General features: G+C 56.2%; 13 protein-coding genes. 9 read left to right on the top strand and 4 right to left on the bottom strand.

From position 1 onward, the window contains the following. The first annotated feature begins 65 nt into the window (after positions 1-65). The 9 genes from Q0510_RS11650 (at position 66) to Q0510_RS11610 (ending at position 13,791) form a co-directional block, all read left to right on the top strand. Positions 66-650, top strand: a complete 585-nt coding sequence (locus tag Q0510_RS11650; protein ID WP_298711530.1) for a sigma-70 family RNA polymerase sigma factor — start codon at positions 66-68, stop codon at positions 648-650. A 99-nt stretch (positions 651-749) separates the two neighbouring features. Next, positions 750-1,787 (top strand): FecR domain-containing protein, encoded by a 1,038-nt coding sequence (locus Q0510_RS11645; protein WP_298711527.1) that lies wholly within the window; start codon positions 750-752, stop codon positions 1,785-1,787. A 49-nt stretch (positions 1,788-1,836) separates the two neighbouring features. After that, positions 1,837-5,487, top strand: coding sequence for a SusC/RagA family TonB-linked outer membrane protein (locus Q0510_RS11640; RefSeq protein ID WP_298711524.1), 3,651 nt, complete (start codon positions 1,837-1,839; stop codon positions 5,485-5,487). A gap of 15 nt (positions 5,488-5,502) precedes the next feature. After that, the gene (locus tag Q0510_RS11635; protein WP_298711521.1) at positions 5,503-6,990 is read left to right on the top strand and encodes a RagB/SusD family nutrient uptake outer membrane protein; all 1,488 of its coding nucleotides are present in this window, start codon (positions 5,503-5,505) and stop codon (positions 6,988-6,990) included. Between the two features lie 27 nt (positions 6,991-7,017). Then, the gene (locus tag Q0510_RS11630) at positions 7,018-7,836 is read left to right on the top strand and encodes a hypothetical protein (RefSeq protein ID WP_298711518.1); all 819 of its coding nucleotides are present in this window, start codon (positions 7,018-7,020) and stop codon (positions 7,834-7,836) included. An 85-nt stretch (positions 7,837-7,921) separates the two neighbouring features. Continuing rightward, the gene (locus Q0510_RS11625) at positions 7,922-10,045 is read left to right on the top strand and encodes a S41 family peptidase (protein ID WP_298711516.1); all 2,124 of its coding nucleotides are present in this window, start codon (positions 7,922-7,924) and stop codon (positions 10,043-10,045) included. Positions 10,046-10,086: 41 nt separating this feature from the next. After that, a complete protein-coding gene (locus tag Q0510_RS11620) occupies positions 10,087-11,280 on the top strand; it encodes a TlpA disulfide reductase family protein (RefSeq protein ID WP_298711514.1) in 1,194 nt (397 codons plus the stop codon). 8 nt (positions 11,281-11,288) lie between these two features. Continuing rightward, entirely contained in the window at positions 11,289-12,269 is a 981-nt protein-coding gene (locus tag Q0510_RS11615) for a TlpA disulfide reductase family protein (protein WP_298711511.1), read from the top strand. A 151-nt stretch (positions 12,270-12,420) separates the two neighbouring features. After that, positions 12,421-13,791, top strand: coding sequence for a DUF4038 domain-containing protein (locus Q0510_RS11610; RefSeq protein ID WP_298711508.1), 1,371 nt, complete (start codon positions 12,421-12,423; stop codon positions 13,789-13,791). A 54-nt stretch (positions 13,792-13,845) separates the two neighbouring features. Here the strand turns inward: Q0510_RS11610 and Q0510_RS11605 are convergent, their stop codons facing one another. From Q0510_RS11605 to Q0510_RS11590, 4 genes are read right to left on the bottom strand one after another with little or no spacing between them, the layout of a single operon-like run. After that, on the bottom strand, positions 13,846-14,727 hold the full coding sequence (locus tag Q0510_RS11605) for a metallophosphoesterase (protein ID WP_298711504.1): 882 nt from the start codon (positions 14,725-14,727) through the stop codon (positions 13,846-13,848). Between the two features lie 22 nt (positions 14,728-14,749). Then, entirely contained in the window at positions 14,750-16,513 is a 1,764-nt protein-coding gene (locus Q0510_RS11600; RefSeq protein ID WP_298711501.1) for a RagB/SusD family nutrient uptake outer membrane protein, read from the bottom strand. A gap of 49 nt (positions 16,514-16,562) precedes the next feature. After that, a complete protein-coding gene (locus Q0510_RS11595; RefSeq protein ID WP_298711498.1) occupies positions 16,563-19,772 on the bottom strand; it encodes a SusC/RagA family TonB-linked outer membrane protein in 3,210 nt (1,069 codons plus the stop codon). Between the two features lie 19 nt (positions 19,773-19,791). Beyond that, positions 19,792-21,114 carry a FecR family protein gene (locus tag Q0510_RS11590; protein WP_298711495.1) on the bottom strand — a complete coding sequence of 441 codons (1,323 nt, stop codon included), beginning with the start codon at positions 21,112-21,114 and terminating at the stop codon, positions 19,792-19,794. Positions 21,115-21,198: the final 84 nt, after the last annotated feature.

Genomic DNA, 21,198 nt, shown 5'->3' with positions numbered 1-21,198 from the left:
ATACCGTTCAACTGGCTACTATGAGTGGACTTTCTACCGGCATATTTTTAACTTGTGCAGACAACATGGATCGCAGTAACGACGCTATGACGCACGTAACCACCGCCGAAATTGCTTCTTTTGAGCAGCAGTTCAAGTCCCACTACGTACATCTCTGTACCATCGCATATTATGTAGTGGACGACAGGGATGCCGCCCGCGATATCGTGCAGGATTTCTACCTCGATTTCTGGAACCGCCGGCATAAGATCGTTATCCTGCAGGATTTTAAAAGCTACGCTTCGGGCGCCATTCGTTACCTGGCCATCAATTATCTCAAGAAAGCGGGCCGGATCCGGCTGGAGGAAATCCCTGTCATGGAAGAGCTGGCCGCGGGCTTCCCTTCGGAAGATAAACAAGCCAGGGAAGCGCGTTACGCGGCGGTTTGGGAAGTACTCTCCCGCCTGCCGGAGCAACGGCGGAAAATCTTCCTGATGAGCAACCAGCAGAATATCAAATACAAAGACATTGCGGCCACGCTCGGCATCTCGGTCAATACCGTTAAAACGCAAATCAGGCTGGCCTTGCAGTTCTTGCGCGAAGAGTGCAAGTGGCTGACGGTACCCGCCACCGTTATCTGGGCATGCCTGGGCCAGGGTTTCAATTTTTAACGTTCACCGAAACAGTATATGAACCATCCAACGCAAGATCAAGGGGCAGACTGGGAGAAATTGCTGCATTCGCTGGATACTCATTCCATCCCCCCGAACATGAACAAAGAAGAGTTGGCCGCCTTCGCTGCAAACAGGGAACTGCGCGCAGCATTAGCCGCCCCCGATTTTAATGAGGAAACCGGTTGGGAAGCATTCCGTAAAGCGCATGCGCACCGCCGGAGGCGCCCGGCCTTGCGGTTATGGCTGGCCGCCGCAGCTGTTTTGATCCTGGCGGCAGGAGCAGCAGTTTGGTTGCTGCAAGCCCCGGGCACCCGCAATCCGGTTCTGGCAGAAAGCGCCCCCCGCCAAAACGTAGAATTGCGCATGGCCGACGGCAGGGTAGTGGAGCCCGGCAAAGTTTCCGGGACAATCCGGCAACAAAGTGGGGCCCTCATCCATTCCGGCAGCCAGGGACTGAAATACACGGCCGATACCAGGCAAGAATACTGTTCCGGTAAGGACACGCTGTTAGTGCCTAATGGGCTCCCCTTTCGGGTGCAGCTTGCCGATGGCTCCAAAATCTGGCTCAACGCCGGCTCCCGCCTCATTTACCCGCAAGTATTTGACGGGCCTGAAAGGGAAGTCCTACTGGAAGGCGAGGCATACTTCGACGTGGCCCAACGGAGCGGCCAACCTTTTATCGTACGCTCGCGCGGGGTAACGATGACCGTCCTCGGCACCACGTTCAACGTCAATACCTATACATCATCCGTCGTCACAACCCTCTGCACCGGAAAGCTCCGGGTGTCGGCAGCGCAACAGCAAATGGTGCTCCTGCCGGACGAACAGTTGGATTACAATCCCGGCGGCGGCTTTGGAAAACGCGAGGTAGACACCCGCGATTTTACCGCCTGGAAGGATGGAGACCTTTATTTCGACGGCGAAGAGCTGGAGGCCATCACGAAAAGCCTCTCCCGCTATTACGATTATGAATTTGTTTTTGCCGGACCAGACATGAGAAAGCTCAGGTTTACATTAGACATGCCGCGCCCGGCAAAGCTCCAGGTTGTACTCGATCACCTGAAGAGCAGCCGGCAGGACTTGCACTTCCGGATAGACGGGAGAACGGTTTACATCGAAGCGGTGCATCAGTAGTGGGATTGGCAGCCCGGCAAAAGATAGAATAACCATAATATCAAACCAAATGAAAAGATTATCCGGCACGTCCTCCGTCCGACTGGAGGCACTGTACCGTCGCGCCCGATGGTGCAGCCTTCTCCTGCTGGCCCTGGTGATTGCAGGGCAACGGTTGGGCGCCCAGGAACAGGCAAAGCCCACTATCCTGACGAGGAAGGTCAGCTACGAAACGCGCAATTCCCCTCTCGGAAGGGTGTTCAAAGACCTCCGCCGGCAGCTGCGCATCCGGCTCACGTTCAACAGCGACCATATCGAGGGCCAGCCACCCGTCACCATCAGCCTGCGCGACGTTTCGCTGGGTGTTCTGCTGGATGAAGTGCTAAAGAAGACCAACCTGACTTATATCGAGGAATTCGGGGGGATCATCATCCGAAAAAGGGAATTACCGGCCACATCGGCGGAAAGAACGCCACATGGGGAAACGCATGTGGTGCTCCGGGGGCGCGTTACGGACCCCGCGGGCAATCCACTGGCAGGGGTGAGCGTCCGCGCGCAGCATAGCCGGGAAATGACGGTTACGCAAACCGACGGCATGTTCATGATCGTACCGAAAGAGAATGAACCGGTGTATTTGTCGCGGATGGGAATGAAGCCCCTGACCTACGTAGCCAGGAGTACCAAAGAACCGCTGGTCGTGCTGAAGATGGATACCATTGCCCGGATTATCCAGGAAGTGGTAGTGAACGGCTACCAGAAAATCGATCCGCGGCTGGCCACAGGCTCCGTTTTCAAGCTGAATGCGGCAGAGGTGCTGCAGCCCGGAGTGCCGACTATCGACAAGATGCTGCAGGGTAAAGTGCCGGGGTTGATGGTGATCAATACTTCCGGAAGCGTCAATGCATCACCCACCATGCGCATCAGGGGCACTTCCACGCTGATCGGCAATGCAGCGCCGCTGTGGGTGATCGACGGGATGATCCGGCCCGATCCTGTGGATATTTCTTCTGCCGTCCTCAACGACATCGTCAGCGGCGGGGCCCGTTCCAATTATGAAATGATGGGAAACGCCGTCAGCGGCGTAAACCCTTATGATATCGAAAGCCTCACCTTTCTCCGCGACGCGGCCGCCACCGCCATCTACGGAACGCGCGCGGCGAACGGTGTGATCGTTATCACCACCAAACGCGGGAAGGAAGGGCCGATGCGCATCGCCTACAATTCGAACTTCTCCTTTCAATTGAAGCCCCGGTATAAACGCCTTGGCCTGATGGACTCGAAAGAAAGAGTTGCTTTTTCCAAACAGGTGGTGGAAGACGGCATTGCCTTCGGGGATGTGCTCGGATTGATGGAAAACATCTCTTACGAAGGCTTGTTGCAGGCCCTATACGCGCAACGGATCACCGAAGCGGAATTTCATCGCCAGGTGGCGGCGCTTGAAACACGGAATACCGATTGGTTCGGCGAGCTGTTCAGGAACCAGTTTGGCATGCAGCATTCGCTGAGCATGAGCGGGGGCAATACCAAAACAACGTATTACGCTTCTCTGAGCTTCGGCGACAACAAAGGCGCCGCCAATATGGACGGCAACAAAATGTACGGCGCCAACATGAACATCCGGTCGCAGATCGGCAGCCGCCTGATGCTGGATCTTTCGTTGCAGGGAAACTATCGCACCGCTACCGGCTATCATTCCTCCGTTAACCCGCTAACGTATGCGTTGCAGACCAGCCGCACGATCGGGGGAGATGAGGAATACCCGCGGTCGCTGGTGGCCTCGGTCCTGAACACGGAGGAGTTCGGCGCCCCGCCGCATCCGCTTTTTTACAATATCCACCGCGAGACCAGCCACACGGGCAACACTACCCGCATCCAATCGGTAAACGTGAACCTCGCCCTGGACTATAAGCTCGCCCAAGGCCTACAGTTCCGGAACTCCACGAATTTCATTACAGATGGTGCGGAAGGCATGATATATGCCGATCAGTACAGTTACGCCGTCGCACAGCTTCGCGGCTGGGACCTTACCTGGACACCCACAGCCAAAGCCATTGAGAATTCAAACCTGCCAGTAGGCGGAATCGCGGAATTGAGCAATAGCAACACCAGGACGCTGGGGATCCGCAACAGCCTGGATTACACCCGCAACGTATCCGGGCAGCGCGACCAGTTCAACGTGTCGCTGGGGCATGAAATCCGCAGTCAGCAATCCAGCAACTTGTTTACATCGGAACCGGGCTTTTTCCCCGACAGGGGCAACCTGTTTTCCCCAACTGCCCGCTCGCGTGAAATATTCAGCCGCCAGACGCTCTCCAATTCGAAAAACAATGCGGTTTCCGGCTACGCTACTGCCGCTTACAGTCTTATGAACCGATACATCCTCAGCGGCACGGTGCGTGTAGACGGGAACAACCGCTTCGGCCAGTATGCCAACAGACGGTTCCTGCCCAACTACAGCATCGGCGGCCGCTGGAATCTGGCCCAGGAAAGCTGGTTCCCGGCCGGCCGGCTTGTCAACGACTGGCAAATCAAAGCCTCTTTCGGTACGCAAGGCAATGTAGTAACTTCCGTTGGCCCCCACCTGATCGCTACTTACTCCGGCAATGAAAAAGACCCCGTCACCCAGCTCCCATATCTTTCCATCAAAACACTGCCTTATCCCGACCTGCGCTGGGAAAAGACTTACCAGTGGAACGTCGGAACCAACCTCATGCTACTGGACAGCCGGCTGGGCCTGAGCCTCGATTGGTACGCCAAAAGAACGACAGACGTTATCGACCTGCTTAATATCCCTTACGAATACGGCCTGGAGTTCATGTACCGTAACGGGAGCAACCTTTACAACCGCGGCCTCGAACTGATGGTGAACGCCCAGCTGATCCGAAATGCCGCTACCATCCTGTCTGTCAGCATATCCACCAGCCGGAATTTTAATAAGGTATCGGAAGATGTGTCGCGCCAGGACTTTTACAGTCTGTTGTCCGGCAACGGCAACCTGCCAGGCCGGGCGGTATCCGGGATGTATTCCTTTGTCTTTAAAGGACTGCATCACGAAACCGGTTTGCCGGAATTCGACCGGCTCAACCGGGTGGATAAGACCAGCAATCCCGACGATTTCCTGGTCTATTCGGGGCAGACGCAGCCGAAGGTTACCTGGAATATTTCACCGGTATTCCGCTATCATTCGTTTACCATGTCGGCCGCGATATTCGTCAGCCTTGGCAGCATCAAAAGGTTAAATCCTGTGTTCAACCGGCTTTCTGTAGGTGATGGGGTGCCGGCGGCATCGGCTAATCTGAGCAAGGAGTATCTGCAACGCTGGCGAAGGCCGGGAGATGAACTGCATACTGACATTCCGGTGTTGGTAGACCGGTTGCCAGGCACGGCATATGTACTCGTCCCTTACTATTCCGAGCGGATGAGCTGGGGCGTATTGAAAGATATCCGGGTGCACCCGCTGGAGGCGTATAATATGTCCAGCCTGCGGACGGTTAAAAACGATTACCTGCGATGCAATTTCCTGAACCTTAGTTATGCGTTGCCGCAAACCGTGCTGGGCAGTTCCGAAATAAAGGGACTGAGCCTTGGAGTGAGCGTGAATAACGTGTTTACCATCGCCAACAAGCGGCTGAAAGGGCAAGATCCGGAGATATCCGGCATCGGTACCACCGCGCTGCCGCTGACACGCCAGTTTGCTATGAACATCAACGCCAATTTTTAATTCCAAAGCAAGTACATGAAGAAATTGCTCATCATATGCCTCTACGCGTTGGGAATGGTTTCGTGCAGGAAGTTCCTGGAGGAATATTCTGAAACCGACCTCACGCCCAGGCGCACCGCTGATTTCGGGGAGATACTTTTCGCGGATGGATACCCTGACAACCAGTCCGTCATCCACCCCTGGCTCGTTTTCCTGGACGACGACTCCCAATGCTATGTAGGCCCTTCCGTTTCGTCCAGTCTTCAATCCATCCTCAGCGTCAGGAACATCTACCAGTGGCAGCCCGCTTTCGGTACACAAACCGGGGTGAGCGGGTTTACGATGAACGTCAACGCATGGGCGGTGTACTATAAACTAATCCTCGGGACCAACGTCGTATTGCAGCACCTCGACGCTTCGATAGGCGGCCAGGCGGAGAAGGACCAGATCAAAGGTGAAGCCTATGCCTTGCGCGCCTGGTACCACTTTATGCTGGTGAATCTTTACGCCCGGCCCTACAATGACTCTACTGCCGCTCCTGATCAAAGCCCGGGTGTACCGATCCGTATCACCGCCGACCTGACGGATGATTACATGCAGCGCAATACCGTCCAGGAAGTGTACGCCCGGATTACGCGTGATCTTGACAGCGCCATCCTTTACCTGGGAAAGAGCAGGCAGCGCAACAATGTATTCCGCATATCGGATCTGGCGGCGCATCTGCTGGCCAGCCGAGTGTATCTCTATATGGAAGACTGGAACAATTGTATCCGGCACGCCGATGCGGTGCTGCGGGAGCATCCGCAATTGATGCAATATGCGCAATGGGGAAGCGAGCCGCCAACGAAAGACAAGATGCTGATCGGGCCGGACAACGTGGAATCGATCTGGTGCTATGGAAAGATCACCGAGCATTTTCCGCCGGGATACGGCTATACTTTCGAGCTGTCTCACGGCCTGGTGAATTCGTTTGAGGCGGAAGACCTGCGCAAAAAGGTCGGGATCGTGGTGATCCCCCCGTTCCTTAAGCCTTATGTGGCTGTGGAATACCAGCAGCTGAAAGTGCTGGGCGATGTAGCCAATGCCGGTTTGCAGCCCAGTAATTCGTGGCGTAGTGCGGAAGCGTATCTCAACCGCGCGGAGGCGTATATTCAGTTGTACGCCAAGGGGGATGCGAGTGCGGCTGCCCAAGCGCTCAAGAGCCTCAATACATTGCGTGAAACCCGCATCGGGAATAGTGCTTACCAGCCCTGGACCACGATGCCGGCCAATGTGCTGCTGGATAAATGCAGGGAGGAACGCCGGCGCGAATTGTACCTGGAGGGGCACCGATGGTTCGACCTTCGCCGCTACGGAATGCCCACCATCCGCCATGAGTACACGCCGGACTTGTCGACCGTAGAATATTACACGCTCAGGAAAAGAGACCCGCAGTATGTGATCCCTATTCCCGAGGAAGTGCACCAGCGGAACCCGGCACTCCAACGAAATAACGCCATGTCCGGGCTTCGCCAGCCAGACTGATTCCCAAACCGTAAAAAACTCACCGTCATGAGGCTATACCTCTTTCCATGTATACTGATGCTCCTGGCTGCCTGCGGCAAAGAATCCGCGCCAACGCCAACGCCACCTGTGCCGCTGCACCTGCTGCCGCAGGGCAATAATCCGGTAGACGATACTATTATGGCTTTCCATCTGCGGTATAAATCTTATGTGCTGTACCGCTTTTCTCACAACGATTATGCCTGGAACTATACTTCCACGAAAACGGATACAGCATTCAATGCCAATCCTGCTTATATCGATACTGCGCTTCAGTTCTTCAGAAGGCAGCTGACGGATTATTACCCGGAGGCTTTTTTGCAAAAAACGATGCCTTTCAGGATCCTGCTGGCGGCTTACATCGGTTCGGGCAGTACGCGTTCCGCCAGTGGCTATGCGAGCACTAATGGTATGCTGGCCATCGGCTGGGCGGATAGCACCATCCTGAACAAAACGCCGGCTGAAGTAAAGGACATGCGCAGCCAGCTGCACCGGTTCTATTGGGAGCGTGCCTATCGCACATTGTCGGTGGAGGTGCCCCCGGCCTTTCAGGCGCTGATGCCGGCCGTCGGGTATGCAAACCTGTACGGACAGTACCAGCGGCTGTCTGAAGGCGTGGTGTCGACGGCGCTGACTGTTGATCTCACCGAGGACTTTCTATCCTACATAGCACTCATTACCGGCAAAACGACCGCGGAGCTGGAGGAAGGCGTGTTTCGCCCGGATGTCGATCAGAAAGGGCTCATCCGCAAAAAGTACAACGCCATCACGGCCTACTACCAATCAGTGCACGGCGTGGACCTGCAGGCGATAGGGCAGCTTCCCTAACCTTTATTGACAAAGACTTGAAACCCGGACCGGAGGGCGGCGAACCGCCCTCCCGGGGATTTGCATGCGATAAAAACCAAGAAAGATGTATAGAATGAAACGATTCCGCGCCGCCCGTCTGATGGCCCTGCTGATCGCCACCGGAATAGTGGCGAAGGCACAGGTGCCGGCAGATGCGGAGCAGCGGAAAGCTTTCCGGGAGCAGGTCGTGAAGGCGCTCATGGAGAGAATCGGAAAAAGACATTTTGCGCCGCGGCCGGCAAATGATGCTTTTTCCGCGGCGGTATATAAAAAATACCTGCAAACGCTAGACCCCGGCAGTGGAATTTTCCTGGCGGAAGATATTCGTTCGCTGGCCGTGCACGAACGGCAGATCGACGATCAGCTGCGATCCGGCGGCACCGCATTTTTTGATGCGGTTTTCCCCGTGTACGCACGCAGGGCGCAGGAAGTACGGGCCATCTACACACAGTTTTTGCAAAGCCCGGTTGCATGTACGGAAAAGGATAGTGTGATCGTTTCCCGGAAGGACCAGCCTTTCCCCGTTACGGCGCAGGAACGGCAAGCCCTCTGGCACCGGCTCCTCAAATATCATGTGCTGCGCAGTTATATGGAAATGAAAGAAGCCGCGGGCGATACGGATGCGGAATTGGACACGGCCATGATGACCAAAGCACGGCTGAAGGTGAAACGCTGGTACGACGAACAGTTCCGGCCCATGGAAAAGCCTTCCGCGGCAGATGATAAGTTTACCCTTTATCTCGCTGTGGCCACGCAGGAGACGGATCCGCATACGCTGTACAGCGCGCCGAAAGACAAAACCTTGGAAGAAATGCTGAGCAAGCGTTATTTCGGCCTGGGCCTGGAATTGTCGGAGCAGGATGCTGACTTCTACATCAAGCGGCTCCTGCCGGGTGGTACGGCGGCCAGGAGCGGAACGGTGAAGGAAAACGATATCGTGATATCGGTGTCTGACCCGGAAGGCCGGCTCGTGACTGTTTCGGGCATGGCGGCCAGCGAAGTGGCGGCCATGATCCGCGGGGAGAAAGGCTCGGAAGTGCAGCTGATGCTGCGGCAGAAAGGCGAGCCATCGCGGTTGGTGCGCCTGCAGCGCGATGAGGTCATCGACATGGAGAACCGCGCCAGGGGGCTGGTATTGGAGAAGGACGGCCGGAATTTCGGGTATATCCACCTGCCGGTATTTTACATTGACCCCAACGGTATGAACGTGCACGGCGCGGCAGCTGATGTGTCGGTGCAGCTGGAAAAGCTCAAGGGCGAGGATGTGGCAGGCATCGTCATCGATCTTCGCGGCAACGGCGGCGGTTCGCTGGATGAAGTGGTGCGGATGGCAGGCTTCTTCCTGCCCGGAGGCCCTGTTACTTGGTTACGGACGCGCGAGGGATTTAACGAGTACGTCATCCCGGCGGCCCATCCGGCTTATGAAGGGCCTTTGACCGTGCTGGTGGATGAAAGCAGTGCGTCGGCATCCGAAATCTTCGCGGCCGTTATCCAGGACCGCAGCCGCGGCATTGTACTGGGTCCCTCTTCCACTTTCGGGAAAGGCACGGCCCAAATGACGGTCAACCTCGGAAAGATGGGTGATCCTGAAAGCGGCGCGGGCAGCGTCAGTTACGGCAGCCTGCGGCTCACTATGCAGAAGTTCTACCGCGTCAATGGAACATCCACGCAACTGAAAGGCGTAATCCCGGACATCATTTTGCAGGAACGCATGGTGACCGACGGCGTTATGGAAAAAGACTATTCCGCTAGCCTGGCCTGCGATACCATTACACTGACACCATTCGAAAAGTGGGGCCCTGCTTTCGATTACGAACGCGTTGTGGCATCCGCGCGAAAGCGCGTCGCGGCCTCACCGGCATTTACCGCGATCGGGGAGGCGCAGCGCCTCCGGCGCTCGCTGGCGGTTGCGGCAGTTCCGGTGGAGATGGCCGGTTTCCGACAATATTACCGCCGGTTATCGAACCTGAATAGGCAAATAGCGGACAGCCAGACGCTGCCGCAAGGCCGGCAGCTGCTGGCCAGGTTCCCGGAAGCGCAACATATCCGGCCCGACCTGCGGCAGCCGGAGCCTGTAACGGCCGGCAACGCAGCCTGGGCAGCGCGAATAGCAAAAGATTTGTATGTAGCGGAAGCCGTTTCCGTACTGGAAGATATCTGCTCACATCCGTTGACCGCGGTACCATAAACTTTTCATTCCGATTCATCAATTCAATAAAATAGTAACCAATGAGAAAAATTTCGCTATTGCTGTGTTGCTTTGCCACGTGCAGTGCATTCGGTCAGCTGGATCATAAGAAGTCAATTGCAAGCCCGGAACCGAAAAAGGAAAAAATCGCGGTCATCACCGGGCACATGAAGAACGGGCCGAACGATTCACTGGTGCAGATATTTGACGCTTACAACGGTACGTATGACAGTACCCGGATGAAGAACAACCGCTTCACATTCAAGGTGCCTATGGAGTACGGTGGCAGCATCTTCATTCTCAAACTGGGGACCAATCCCGATCCGGAAGTAGGTGCAACCCTGGCTTACTTTGAGGAAGGTAAAATGCATATTGCGGGCGAAGGGATGGAACTGCGCAAAGCAAATTACTCCGGCGATAAATGGGTGAAAGAATGGCGCGAGGTCTGGGCAATGATCGATCCCGCTACGAATCGCTGGAAGGAATTCAATGGGTTGGAGGCGAAGTTCCGGCAGGCTTCCGCTATCGGCGACGAAGATGCGGCCACCGAGTACGACCGCCGGGGCGACAGCATCCAGGCGAAGTATAAGGAAGAAATGCTGGCCTGGATCCGTAAACATCCCAACTCAGGATTGTCGGTTTACCTGATGTGCTATTTCCATGGCAAACAGGAGCGCGAAGAAATTTTCGCCATGCTGGGAGATCACGCAAAGGAATCCCGCATCTATCAGCGCCTTAAAGGTACGAGCCCCGATCCGCTTCCCGGCATCACATTTGAAACGCTGGATTCTGCCGAGACCGTAAAGAGCGGCGTGGTGGTAGCAGGGGCGGTAGCGCCGGAATTCAGTGCGCCGGATGAAAACGGCAACTCCGTGTCGTTGTCGCATTTCAAAGGCAAATACGTGTTTATCGACTTCTGGGCCAGCTGGTGCGGGCCCTGCAAGCCGCAGATCCCTTTCCTGAAAGCAGCCCATGATAAATTCAAAAGCGACAACTTCGTGATGCTGGCCGTGTCGCTCGACAAGGACAAAACAGCCTGGCAGAATGCCATCAAAAAACATGCACTGAACTGGACCAATCTGTCCAGTCTCAAAGGTTGGGCCGAGCCCGCCGCCAAGGCGTACGGCGTAGGCTACGTTCCGTTCAATGTGCTCATCGGGCCCGACGGGAAAGTACTGGCCACCGGTCTGTATGGCGCCGATATCGATAAAAAACTTACCGAACTCATCAAATAACCATCTACATGAAATCAATTATTCAGCTCGCTGTTTATTTGCTGGCGCCTTTACTGGTTTTAGCAGATGAGGGGTTCGTGATCCGTGGTAAAGTGACCGGCATCGTCAGCGGCTATGTATCCGTCGACCCGCACCGGCACGAAGGGGAAGCGTCGGAAGAAGTGTGGCCGGAACGCGTTCGCATCGTCAACGGCGAATTTGTATTCAAGGGAAAAGTAGATCATCCCGAACTGGTGCGGCTCAAGATCAGCACGCGGACAGTCGATCTGCTGTTGGAGAATGCCGAATACACGGTAGCCGGAGATTTCCAAAGCTTAAACGGCCGTGCATTCAAAGGCGGATTGATGAATGAACAATTTTGGGCATTCATCATGAGCGGCAAGCCATTTATGGAGTATATCGAGGCAAACCCTTACAACGAGGTTGCGCCTTTCCTTGCACACAAATATGCGAAAAGGAGAGAGGAAGCCGAAAAGGCTTATGGCCTGCTGTCCCTCTCCGGCCGCGGATCCTGGCACGGGCAGCTACTGGCCGAAAGGATCGCCAATTATAAGAAAACGGCTGCGGGCAAGCCGGTTCCTGATTTTATAATGACAGACCCCTCGGGCAGGAAATTCTCCATGGCCAGCCTGAAAGGCGCCACAGTGGTGCTGGACTTCTGGGCTTCATGGTGTGCGCCCTGTCGCGCGTATATTCCTAAGATGCGCGAACTGTACAATAAATACCGGGACCGGAACGTCGTGTTCGTGGCGGTTTCTTTCGATGAAAAAGACGATGAATGGCGGAAAGCCATGTCGGAATTAAACATGGAATGGATGCAGGGATTGGTGGACGGAGGTTTTAAAGACGGTTCTCCCGTGAAGAAATTGTTCGGCATCACCAGCATCCCGCATGTAGTAGTGGTGGGCCCGGACGGTAACGTAGCGGAATCGCTCGACTTCTACAATAAAGAACGCCTCCCGGGGATTCTGGAGAAGCTGGCGGGTTGAACCAGTGTTGAAATAGTGCATGATAAGCAGCGAAAGCCCGCCACCAAGGCGGGCTTTCGCATTGCAGTGGCTGACGGTGCTTCCGGAATAGCGGAAATGGTTGTATATTTTAGATGCAATAGGCTCCGTCCTGTAAACCAAAAGCCACGTTATGCGCTACAGCGTTTTCACCTTATTCTTCCTGCTCTTGCACTTGCCGGTGATTGCCCAGCAGCCCCCCGGCCGCCTGCACGTCAGCCCGGACGGCCGGTCGCTCCTGCATGCCGACGGGCGGCCGTTCTTCTGGCTGGGGGACACCGGCTGGGAACTCTTCCATCGCCTGGACGCCCCCGAAATCAAGGATTACCTCGATAACAGGGCCGCCAAGGGATTTACGGTGATCCAGGCCGTGGTGCTCGCGGAAATGGAGGGCCTCACCCAGCCGAACCGGTATGGCGAAGTACCTTTCGTCAATAACGATCCGGCGAAGCCCAACGAACGGTACTTCTCACTGGTAGACAGTACCGCAAAATGGGCCGCCGCCCGCGGGATGTACCTCGGCCTCCTGCCCACCTGGGGCGATAAGGTAACGCAGCTATGGGGTGCCGGGCCGGTGGTGTTCGACAGTACGAAGGCCTATGCCTACGGCCGATGGCTGGCAGCACGCTATAAACGGCAGCAAAACATCATCTGGATCCTCGGCGGCGACAGGCCCGCACAAAACGATAAATCCGACTGGCGGCCGGTTTGGCGGGGCTTGGCCCAGGGCATCGAGTCCATCCTCGGTAAAGCAGCACTCATCACCTACCATCCTTCCGGCGGCAGCTCCAGTTCGCAGTGGCTGCACCGCGAAGCCTGGCTGGACTTCAACATGTTCCAAAGCGGCCACGGCAACGGGCACGACGTAGCGGTGTGGGATTTTGTAAAGAAAGACCGGAGCCTCAGCCCGGCAAAGCCCACGCTCGACGCTGAGCCCAACTACGAAGACCATCCCGTCAGCCCCTGGCCGAAATGGAATGTCGATAACGGGTACTTCCGGGACTACGACGTCCGCAAGCAGCTGTACCGCTCCGTGTTCGCCGGCGCCTGTGGTGTCACCTACGGGCATCATGCGGTGTGGCAGTTCATGAGCGAAAGGGTGGCGGCCATCAACTACCCCGACCGCGGCTGGCGCAATGCGCTCGACCGGCCGGGCGCCTTCCATGCGGGCATCCTGGCGAAGTTCATGCAACAGCTCGCATTAAAGGAACGAATCCCCGACCTGTCGTTCATCAACATTTCACAAAACACTTCCGCAACGCATGCGGAAGCCTTCCGCAACGGCAATGGGAGCGTGGCCGCTGCATATCTGCCCGTGGGCGGCGACGTGGAGATCGTGCCGGGTGTATTACCCGCCGCCAGCTACCGGCTGTCCTGGTTTGATCCGCGTAAAGGTGTATGGCGGGAAGGGGGATGGCTGAAGAAGGAGCGTATGAAAGCCACGGCGCCCGGCAGTGGCCCGGGGAACGATTGGGTCCTGGTACTGCGGGCGGGCGGCCAATAGCATGAAAAAGGCCCCTCCGTTCAGGAGAGGCCTTCCGTATCAAGAATGGCTCATTTAAAAGTGGATCGTCCGCGAGGTCATGCGGCCGGTGCCGGTGATCACGAGCTTGTCAGGATGCAGGGCAATAGTGCCATAGGAGTTCTCGTCCGTCTCCACCATGCCTTCCAGTACGATGCAGGGGAGCTTGCCCACCATGCAGAAGGCGCCCGCATGGTGATGGCCCGATATCAGTGCCTTAACGCAGCTGTACTTTGCCAGCAACGATACGATTTCCTGGTCGTTCAGGGCGGTAAGCCCCTCCGCGCAGCCCAGCGGGTGATGGGATAACACCAGCACCATTTCTCCCTTCTCCTGCGCTTCGGCCAGCAGGCCCTGCAGCCACTTCATCTGCGTGCTGCTGATGCCGCCGTTGTACTCCGCACCGTTGCGCCCTTTCCGCGCCTTGATCTGCTCCATCATTTCCTGCAGCTCCTGCTCCCTGGGCGTGCCTTTCACATTGGCGTACGCCGCCACTTCGTTCGTGTTCAGCATAATAAAACGCCAGTTGCCCTTCCTGAAAGCATAGTATTCGGCGGGCATCTTCAGCAAACGGTACAGCGAATCGTTCGACTGTATCCCATGGTAATCATGGTTGCCCGTGGTCGTATACACCGGGCGCCGGAACTTCCGGATCTCCTGCAACACGGGCGCGAAATCGGCCGGGTTGCGGTCAACTACGTCGCCGAGGTTAATGAGGAAGGGCATCTTTTGTTTGTTAAGATCGGTAATCGCCGCTTTCAGCTTCTGCACGGAATTGCGGTACAGCCGCGTTCCCCTTGTGTCGGCATCCGCATACTGGATGTCGGCAATCACCCCGAAACGGATGACTTGCCCCTCGCTGCGCAGCGTGCCCAGCAGGAGGATCAAAAAAACGGCATACCTGATGATATTTGGCATAGATGTATGATTTGGCGGCTGGTTACCAGCCCGGATTATTGGGTTTGAGTTTTGGATTCAACGTAATCTCGTTGAGCGGAATGCATTCAAGATAATCCCTTTTTTCATTGAACCCATAACCGTCCGGGATCGCTGTGGCAAACGGGTCCAGGAAGCCATCGGCATCGGGCGCGTAATTGATCTTCTTGCCTGCCCATTCATTTTTGTCAAAAGGATACCCTTTCGGGCGTTTCTTTTGCATCAGCTTGTGAGCCGCCCACCGCCGGATGTCATCGTAGCGGAAACCCTCGGCCCCCAGTTCCACCGTCCGCTCGCGCCGGATCTCATGCAGCAGGTCGGACAAAGGATATCCATAGTCCGCGTATTGGCCCCGGTTGACATCGCCCTGCACCTTGAATCCCGGCATGCCGGCCCGGTTTCTCAACAGGTTGATGGACCTGTCATAATCCACCGCCTCGCCCAGCTCCGCCTTGGCCTCGGCGTAATTCAGCAAAGCCTCGGCATAGCGGAATACGATCGCGCCGGTTTCGCAGCTGGTATTCCAGGAAACGCCGCTGCCCGCCTGCGGGTCTTTCGGATCATTCCCCTTCCGGATCTGGAAGCCGGTATTGTTCAGCGTTTCACCGGATTTGTCAAGATAAGGGAACGTGAACACGCCTTTCCCGAAACTATTATCCCACATCACACCGCCGGGCACCCAGATGGTCTGCGCAAGGCGGGGATCGCATTCCTGTGCGATTTTCGTCAGGAAGGCATTGCCTTTCACCAACTTGCCGGTATTGAAATAATCATATGCATTCCCGTTCCTGCCAAGGTAGTGATATACCTGCTGCATGGTCATGGAAATGCCCGCGGTACGGTCGGATACGTAGATCTGGAAAGAGTGGGAAAGTTGCAGGTTGACGGCGTACGCCTTCCACAGGATCACTTCCTTATTGCCGGTTTGATTGATCAGCGAGAACAACACGCGATAATCATTCTCCGGGTCCCCGGTCGAGAAAAGCGATAAGTTATACACGGGTTTCATCAGTTCCTCCGCGGCGTTCACCGCTGCCCGCAGGTATTTACCCGGATCGGCGCCGGTAGTGCCGAAATCCGTTCCGGCATGATACTTCTGCCAGGTGCCCTCGTACAACGCCACCCGCGATTTGAACAGCAGGGCCGCTTCTTTCGTGAGCCTGTTATTGCCGCCATCACTGCTCTTCAGCGGGTTGAGGTGCTCCACGGCTTTGTCGAGGTGCCACAGGATGGAGTCCACCACTTCGGTGCGCGGGTCGCGCGCCTTGTAGAGGCCGGGATCGTCCATCTCGAGCGGCGAGGTATACCAGGGCACATCTCCGTACGCCCGCACTTTTTCAAAATAATACCAGGCCTTGAAGAAATGCGCTTCACCCAGGAACTGCTGGTATTTCACCAGCGGGTCTTTACATTTCGCGTAGTTTTCAAAGAAGACGTTCACGCTCCGGATCTTCGTCCAGGACCAGTTGCCGCCTGCGGTTACGGGCTGATTGGTGCCGTTCCACAGGGTGGCCGGCGAAGCGGAAATCTGCACATCCGAGCCACGGGTGCCGTCCCAGCCGATCAGTCCCATATAACTGCCCACAACGCCGAACGACGGGAAATCAGGATAAAACTGTAAAGTGTACTTCTCCAGGTCGCTCGCCGTTTTCCAGTAGGCCTCATTTTCTATCTGGGTTAATGGCGGTCTGTCCAAAAAATCCCCGGTGCAGGAAGCTACCGAAAGCAGTGCGCTGCATGCCGACAGGATGATCAGATATTTTTTCATGACTATGAATTGAAGGGTCTGTAATGATTGGCCGCAATCGCATTGCGGATTAGAACGAAACGTTGAGCCCGAAAGCCCAGATGGCCTGTGTGAACATGCTCTTGCCCGCACCGAACTCGCCCAGGGCGGCTGTTTCAGGATCAAAGCCCACGGGCAGTTTTGTGTGGGTCCAGATATTCTCTCCCGAGAAATACAACCTGGCCCGCTTCAGCCTGATGGCCTGCAGTACCGATGCCGGCAGCGTATACCCGATCTGTGCGTTTTTCAGGCGGATGTAAGCGCCGTTCTGCAGGTATCGCGTCTGGATCTGCTGGTTTTTCAGGTATTGCGCGGCATTGCTGTAAGGCCGCGGGAAATACGCGCCTTCGTTCACGCCCAGACCGGAATACGCGGATGCTTCGGCATCACGGTAGTAATCCATATGGTGCGGGAACAGGCTCGACTGGTTCCATTGGTTGAAGCCCCAGAAGATGTTGCCCGTCAGCCAGAGGTCACGCTTGCCGGTCCCCTGGAAGAAAGCGCCAAAGTCGAAGTTCTTATAGTTTGCGGTCAGGTTGAACCCATACTGGTAACGGGCCGTCGAATTGCCGATCACGCGCAGGTCGCCATGGTCCGTTACGGTATTTTTCCCGTTGTTGACCACTTTGTCATCGTTCAGGTCACGGTATTGCACATCGCCGGTCCGCCAAACCTGCCCGTTGATGAAGCTCTGCGATTTGCTGTCGTTGATCGCTTTGGCCATATCGGCCGTCGGGATCAGCCCCACGGTTTCATACCCCCAGATCTCACCCACGCGCTTGCCGGCATAGTCTGTTGTCAGGATACCGGTAGGATTGGGGTATTTGGTCACTACGTTGAAGTAATCGAATACGTTTGCCGATACGGAGAAGGCGAAATCACTGCCGATTTTCCCTTTGTAGGTAATCCCCAGGTCCCAGCCCTGCGTCTTCAGTTCGGAATTGTTTTCCTGCGGAACGGAGGCGCCGAGCACCAGGGGCTGTGCTTTCGCAGGGCCCAGGCGGTCGAAGGTCAGGCGTTGGTAATATTCGAACTCCACCTGCAATTTGTTCTGGAGAAGACCGATTTCTACGCCTGCGTTCGTGGTTTTGGAAGATTCCCAGGTCAGGTAGCGGTTGATCAGGTTGGGCGACCCGGTATAAGCCGGGCGCTTACCGTTGAGGATCCAGCCCAGGTTGGTATTGACGCCCACGAGCGCGAGGTCCTGGTAAGCGGATACGCTCTGGTTGCCCAGCATCCCCCACGACGCTTTCAGCTTCAGGTAAGGGACATGCGCGGCCAGCGATTGCCAGAATTTTTCCTGGGAAACGTTCCAGCCGGCAGACACGGAGGGGAATAAGCCCCAGCGCTTGCCATCCGCGAACTTCGAGGTACCATCGTAGCGAACATTCGATTCCAGCAAATACCGGTTCCGGTAGTTGTAGTTCAGCCTGGCGAAGTAACCTAATGTAGCCCAGTGGCTCAGGTTGTCGAAAGCCTGCATGTCGCCCGTGGCGGTGGTGATGGAAGGCACTTCCGAAGTGATGAGCTCCCTTTTCAAACCGCTGAGGTAATCGTACTTATTCGATTCCTGCTGGTATCCCAGCATCACTTCCACCTGGTGGTCGCGCGCGATCACGGGCTTCCACGACGAAAAGATGTTCAGCGCCTTGTAAGTGACGTTGGCTTTATTCCTGGAAATGGACGAAGGAACCGTCAGGGAGATCGGCACCAGCGTACCGTCGACCTGGTCTTCAAACGCCACCAGGTTCACGCCTTCGCCGTTATTGACGGTGTAGTCGATAGAATAGTCGGCATTGATGCTCCAGTTCTTCAGCGGCCTGATTTCGGTAGCGATGCGCTGCATGAGATTGTTGTCGGTGAACTTATCGTAGCCGGCGCGCATTTGCGGTACCCGCGACAACTGGGAATAGTGCCCGTTGGGCGATTTGAGGAACACTTCCGGATGCGTCCGGAAAATCTGGTGGATGAGCATGCCGTAGCCGCCTTCGCCGTTGTAGATGGGCCGGTCGCGCACTTCGTTGGTGATGCGGGTGTTGGAGCTGAGCTTCCACCAGCTGTTGATATTGGCATCCAGTTTGGCCGTGAGGTTATACCGGTGGTATTTGTCGTCGACCATCTTCAGCGGGCCTTTCTCCGACGCATGCCCGGCGGAAAGGAAATACCCGATTTCTTTGGAACCGCCGCGCACGGAAAGGTTTTCCTGCGTCCGGAAGCCGGAGCCATAGTGTACGTCGATCCAGTCGTTATTGCCATTCGAAAGCTGGTAGGCCGCCCATTTGGAAGGGTTGCCGGGGTCGGGGACTGTTTCCGGCAGGCTGGGGTCGCTGATCCGGGCGATAATGCGGTCGATGGTGCTTTCCGCAAACAGCCGCGCCACGCCCTGGTTGTCGTGCATCTCATTGATGGCCCGCACGAAAGTGTAGGAATCCACCATGCGGGGTTTGCGGATGATGGACGTAGGCCCGCCGTTGAAAGAGAAGTCCACCTGCGGCCGCTGGTTCAGCTTGCCGGATTTGGTGGTGATGAGCAATACGCCATAAGGCGCCCTGGCGCCATAAATCGCGGCGGCCGCGGCATCCTTTAAGATGGAAATGCTTTCCACGGTGTTGGGGTCCAGGGTGGTGATATCACCGGCGGTACCGTCGATCAGTACATAAGGGCTGCCCTGTCCGCGTATCTGCACGGAGGGGGCGGCGCCGGGTTCGAAACCCGCGCTCCCGTATGCGATGGTAACGCCCGGAACGGTGCCGAAGAGCGCCTGGGAAACGTTGGTTACCGGCCGGTTCTGCAACCGGGCGCCGTCTACCACGGCTACAGACCCGGTGAGGTTTACTTTCTTCTGTGTGCCATAACCCACAACGATCACTTCATTCAGCTTGGCGTTTTTAGATAGTCCCAGCTTGACCATGATGGAATTGTTGTCGCCTTCTTTCAGCAGGAGATTGCGCAGCGTTTGCGCCTCGTATCCGATATGGGAAAAGCTGAAGGAATAGCGCTCGTTGGCGCGCAGCTGCGTGAAAACGAAGATGCCGCTGGTGTCGGTCACGGCTACGAACTTTTGCAGCGAGTCGGCATCGCTGCGGACGATGACATTCACGCCTGGTATGGGGCCGGATTCTTCATCCAGTACTGCACCCGTTACCCTGGGATGCTGCTGCGCATGCATGACCAGCGGGAGCAAAGAAAGCAATAGCATCCACCCTCCGCGCAAGCGGAGAATTTTCTGATCGATTTTCATTGAGCGTCTTTTTAAAGGATTATTTGTTGGTTTGCCTGTTATGGGTGATTTGAAACTTATCGCCGTTCCTGGTCAATTGCAATTGGTTTGTCCTGCAGATGATTGTTAATATCGTATTGGCGTCATCCCGCGACGAAACATTCCCCGTGAAATATTTATGCGCTACTTCCTGCGGGTTGTAGCCGATGCTGATGGCGAACGTGGACTCCATCGCCCGGAACACTTCCGCCAGCGGGGTATTGGTGAACTTCGTGACGCTTACCTTGCCGGTGGCACCGTCTTCTTCCGGTATTGCTTTGCCGCTTTCCGCTGCAGGCCGGGTGATCAGCAGCGTGTCCGCGTGTTGCGTTACCGACAATCCGTTCACGGAGGAAAGGATATGCAGGATGTCGGACAGGGAATCGGCTGCGTGGAACTGCCCGGTGAAATACATCTTCTCCACGTCGGCGAGATGGTAGCGGATGGGCTGGTGGAATAATTCGCCGAGCACATCGAATGCGTCGTTGAGCGGAACATTGTTAAACGTCAGGAGGGAGGCTTTGCCGGCGGCTGCAGTAGGGCCGGCTATCCCGGCTTCCGAGCGCAGCTGCCGGGCGGGAACGGGCGCCACGGTGATGCCGTCGAGCTGTGTATTGACGAAGCATTGCTCACCGGGTTGCAACACGGTGGGGTATACCTGAACCTGTTTGCCGAGGTATTTTACCGCCACTTTACCTTCATACAGCTGCACGTTTACTTTCGGGCCGGAATGGTCTACCAGGAAACGGGTGCCCAGGGCGGTCGTGGAGATGTTACCGGAGATCACGACGAAAGGATGTGCGGCATCGGCGGTTACATCGAAGATGGCTTTGCCGCTCAACAGGCGGATGGTTCTGTTGGCACGGAAATCAGCAGGGTACAGGAGGGAAGCCTGCGGCTTCATTGTCACGGAAGAGCCATCGGGCAGCGTGAACGTACTGTCGCGGCCGGTAGTGTTAATGATGGCCTGCGCCGGGTTCCCGGCAACGATGGCGTGCGTATGATCCGGAGCGGCAGCGGGCTGGCGCAGGAAATACATGCCGGTGGCGATGAGGATGAGGATGCTGGCGGCAGCGGCCAGGGTGGTGTATAGCGTCCGGCGGCGGGCGGTTTGGCGCGTAGCGGCTGCCACGCCGGCCCATATTTCCTGCTGCAGGCGGGTGCCGGTATGCGGGTTGGCTGATGCAGGCTGCTCCCATTCCTCCTGCGGGAGGAGCGTATCGGCCAGTTCGGGTTCGGAGGCCAGGATTTCTTCCACCCTGGCTGCCTCTTCACCCGTGCATGCATTGTCCAGAAATTGCTTAATCAGCTCCAGTTTGTCCATAACTTGGCAATAGCTACATGAATAAGTACGCTGTGCAGGGAACAATTCCCTATCCGTGATAAAAATTATTTTACATGGCAGATA

This window comes from uncultured Chitinophaga sp., assembly GCF_937874145.1.
In the GTDB taxonomy this organism is placed as follows: domain Bacteria; phylum Bacteroidota; class Bacteroidia; order Chitinophagales; family Chitinophagaceae; genus Chitinophaga.
This window is presented reverse-complemented; position numbering and strand designations above follow the sequence as displayed.

Excerpts from the sequence above, each read along its gene's own strand:
- Q0510_RS11645 (WP_298711527.1), top strand. The coding sequence starts at position 750 with ATGAACAAAGAAGAGTTGGCCGCCTTCGCTGCAAACAGGGAACTGCGC.
- Q0510_RS11615 (WP_298711511.1), top strand. The coding sequence starts at position 11,289 with ATGAAATCAATTATTCAGCTCGCTGTTTATTTGCTGGCGCCTTTACTG.
- Q0510_RS11600 (WP_298711501.1), bottom strand. The coding sequence starts at position 16,513 with ATGAAAAAATATCTGATCATCCTGTCGGCATGCAGCGCACTGCTTTCG.
- Q0510_RS11650 (WP_298711530.1), top strand. The coding sequence starts at position 66 with ATGGATCGCAGTAACGACGCTATGACGCACGTAACCACCGCCGAAATT.
- Q0510_RS11590 (WP_298711495.1), bottom strand. The coding sequence starts at position 21,114 with ATGGACAAACTGGAGCTGATTAAGCAATTTCTGGACAATGCATGCACG.
- Q0510_RS11635 (WP_298711521.1), top strand. The coding sequence starts at position 5,503 with ATGAAGAAATTGCTCATCATATGCCTCTACGCGTTGGGAATGGTTTCG.
- Q0510_RS11605 (WP_298711504.1), bottom strand. The coding sequence starts at position 14,727 with ATGCCAAATATCATCAGGTATGCCGTTTTTTTGATCCTCCTGCTGGGC.
- Q0510_RS11630 (WP_298711518.1), top strand. The coding sequence starts at position 7,018 with ATGAGGCTATACCTCTTTCCATGTATACTGATGCTCCTGGCTGCCTGC.
- Q0510_RS11595 (WP_298711498.1), bottom strand. The coding sequence starts at position 19,772 with ATGAAAATCGATCAGAAAATTCTCCGCTTGCGCGGAGGGTGGATGCTA.
- Q0510_RS11610 (WP_298711508.1), top strand. The coding sequence starts at position 12,421 with ATGCGCTACAGCGTTTTCACCTTATTCTTCCTGCTCTTGCACTTGCCG.
- Q0510_RS11620 (WP_298711514.1), top strand. The coding sequence starts at position 10,087 with ATGAGAAAAATTTCGCTATTGCTGTGTTGCTTTGCCACGTGCAGTGCA.
- Q0510_RS11625 (WP_298711516.1), top strand. The coding sequence starts at position 7,922 with ATGTATAGAATGAAACGATTCCGCGCCGCCCGTCTGATGGCCCTGCTG.
- Q0510_RS11640 (WP_298711524.1), top strand. The coding sequence starts at position 1,837 with ATGAAAAGATTATCCGGCACGTCCTCCGTCCGACTGGAGGCACTGTAC.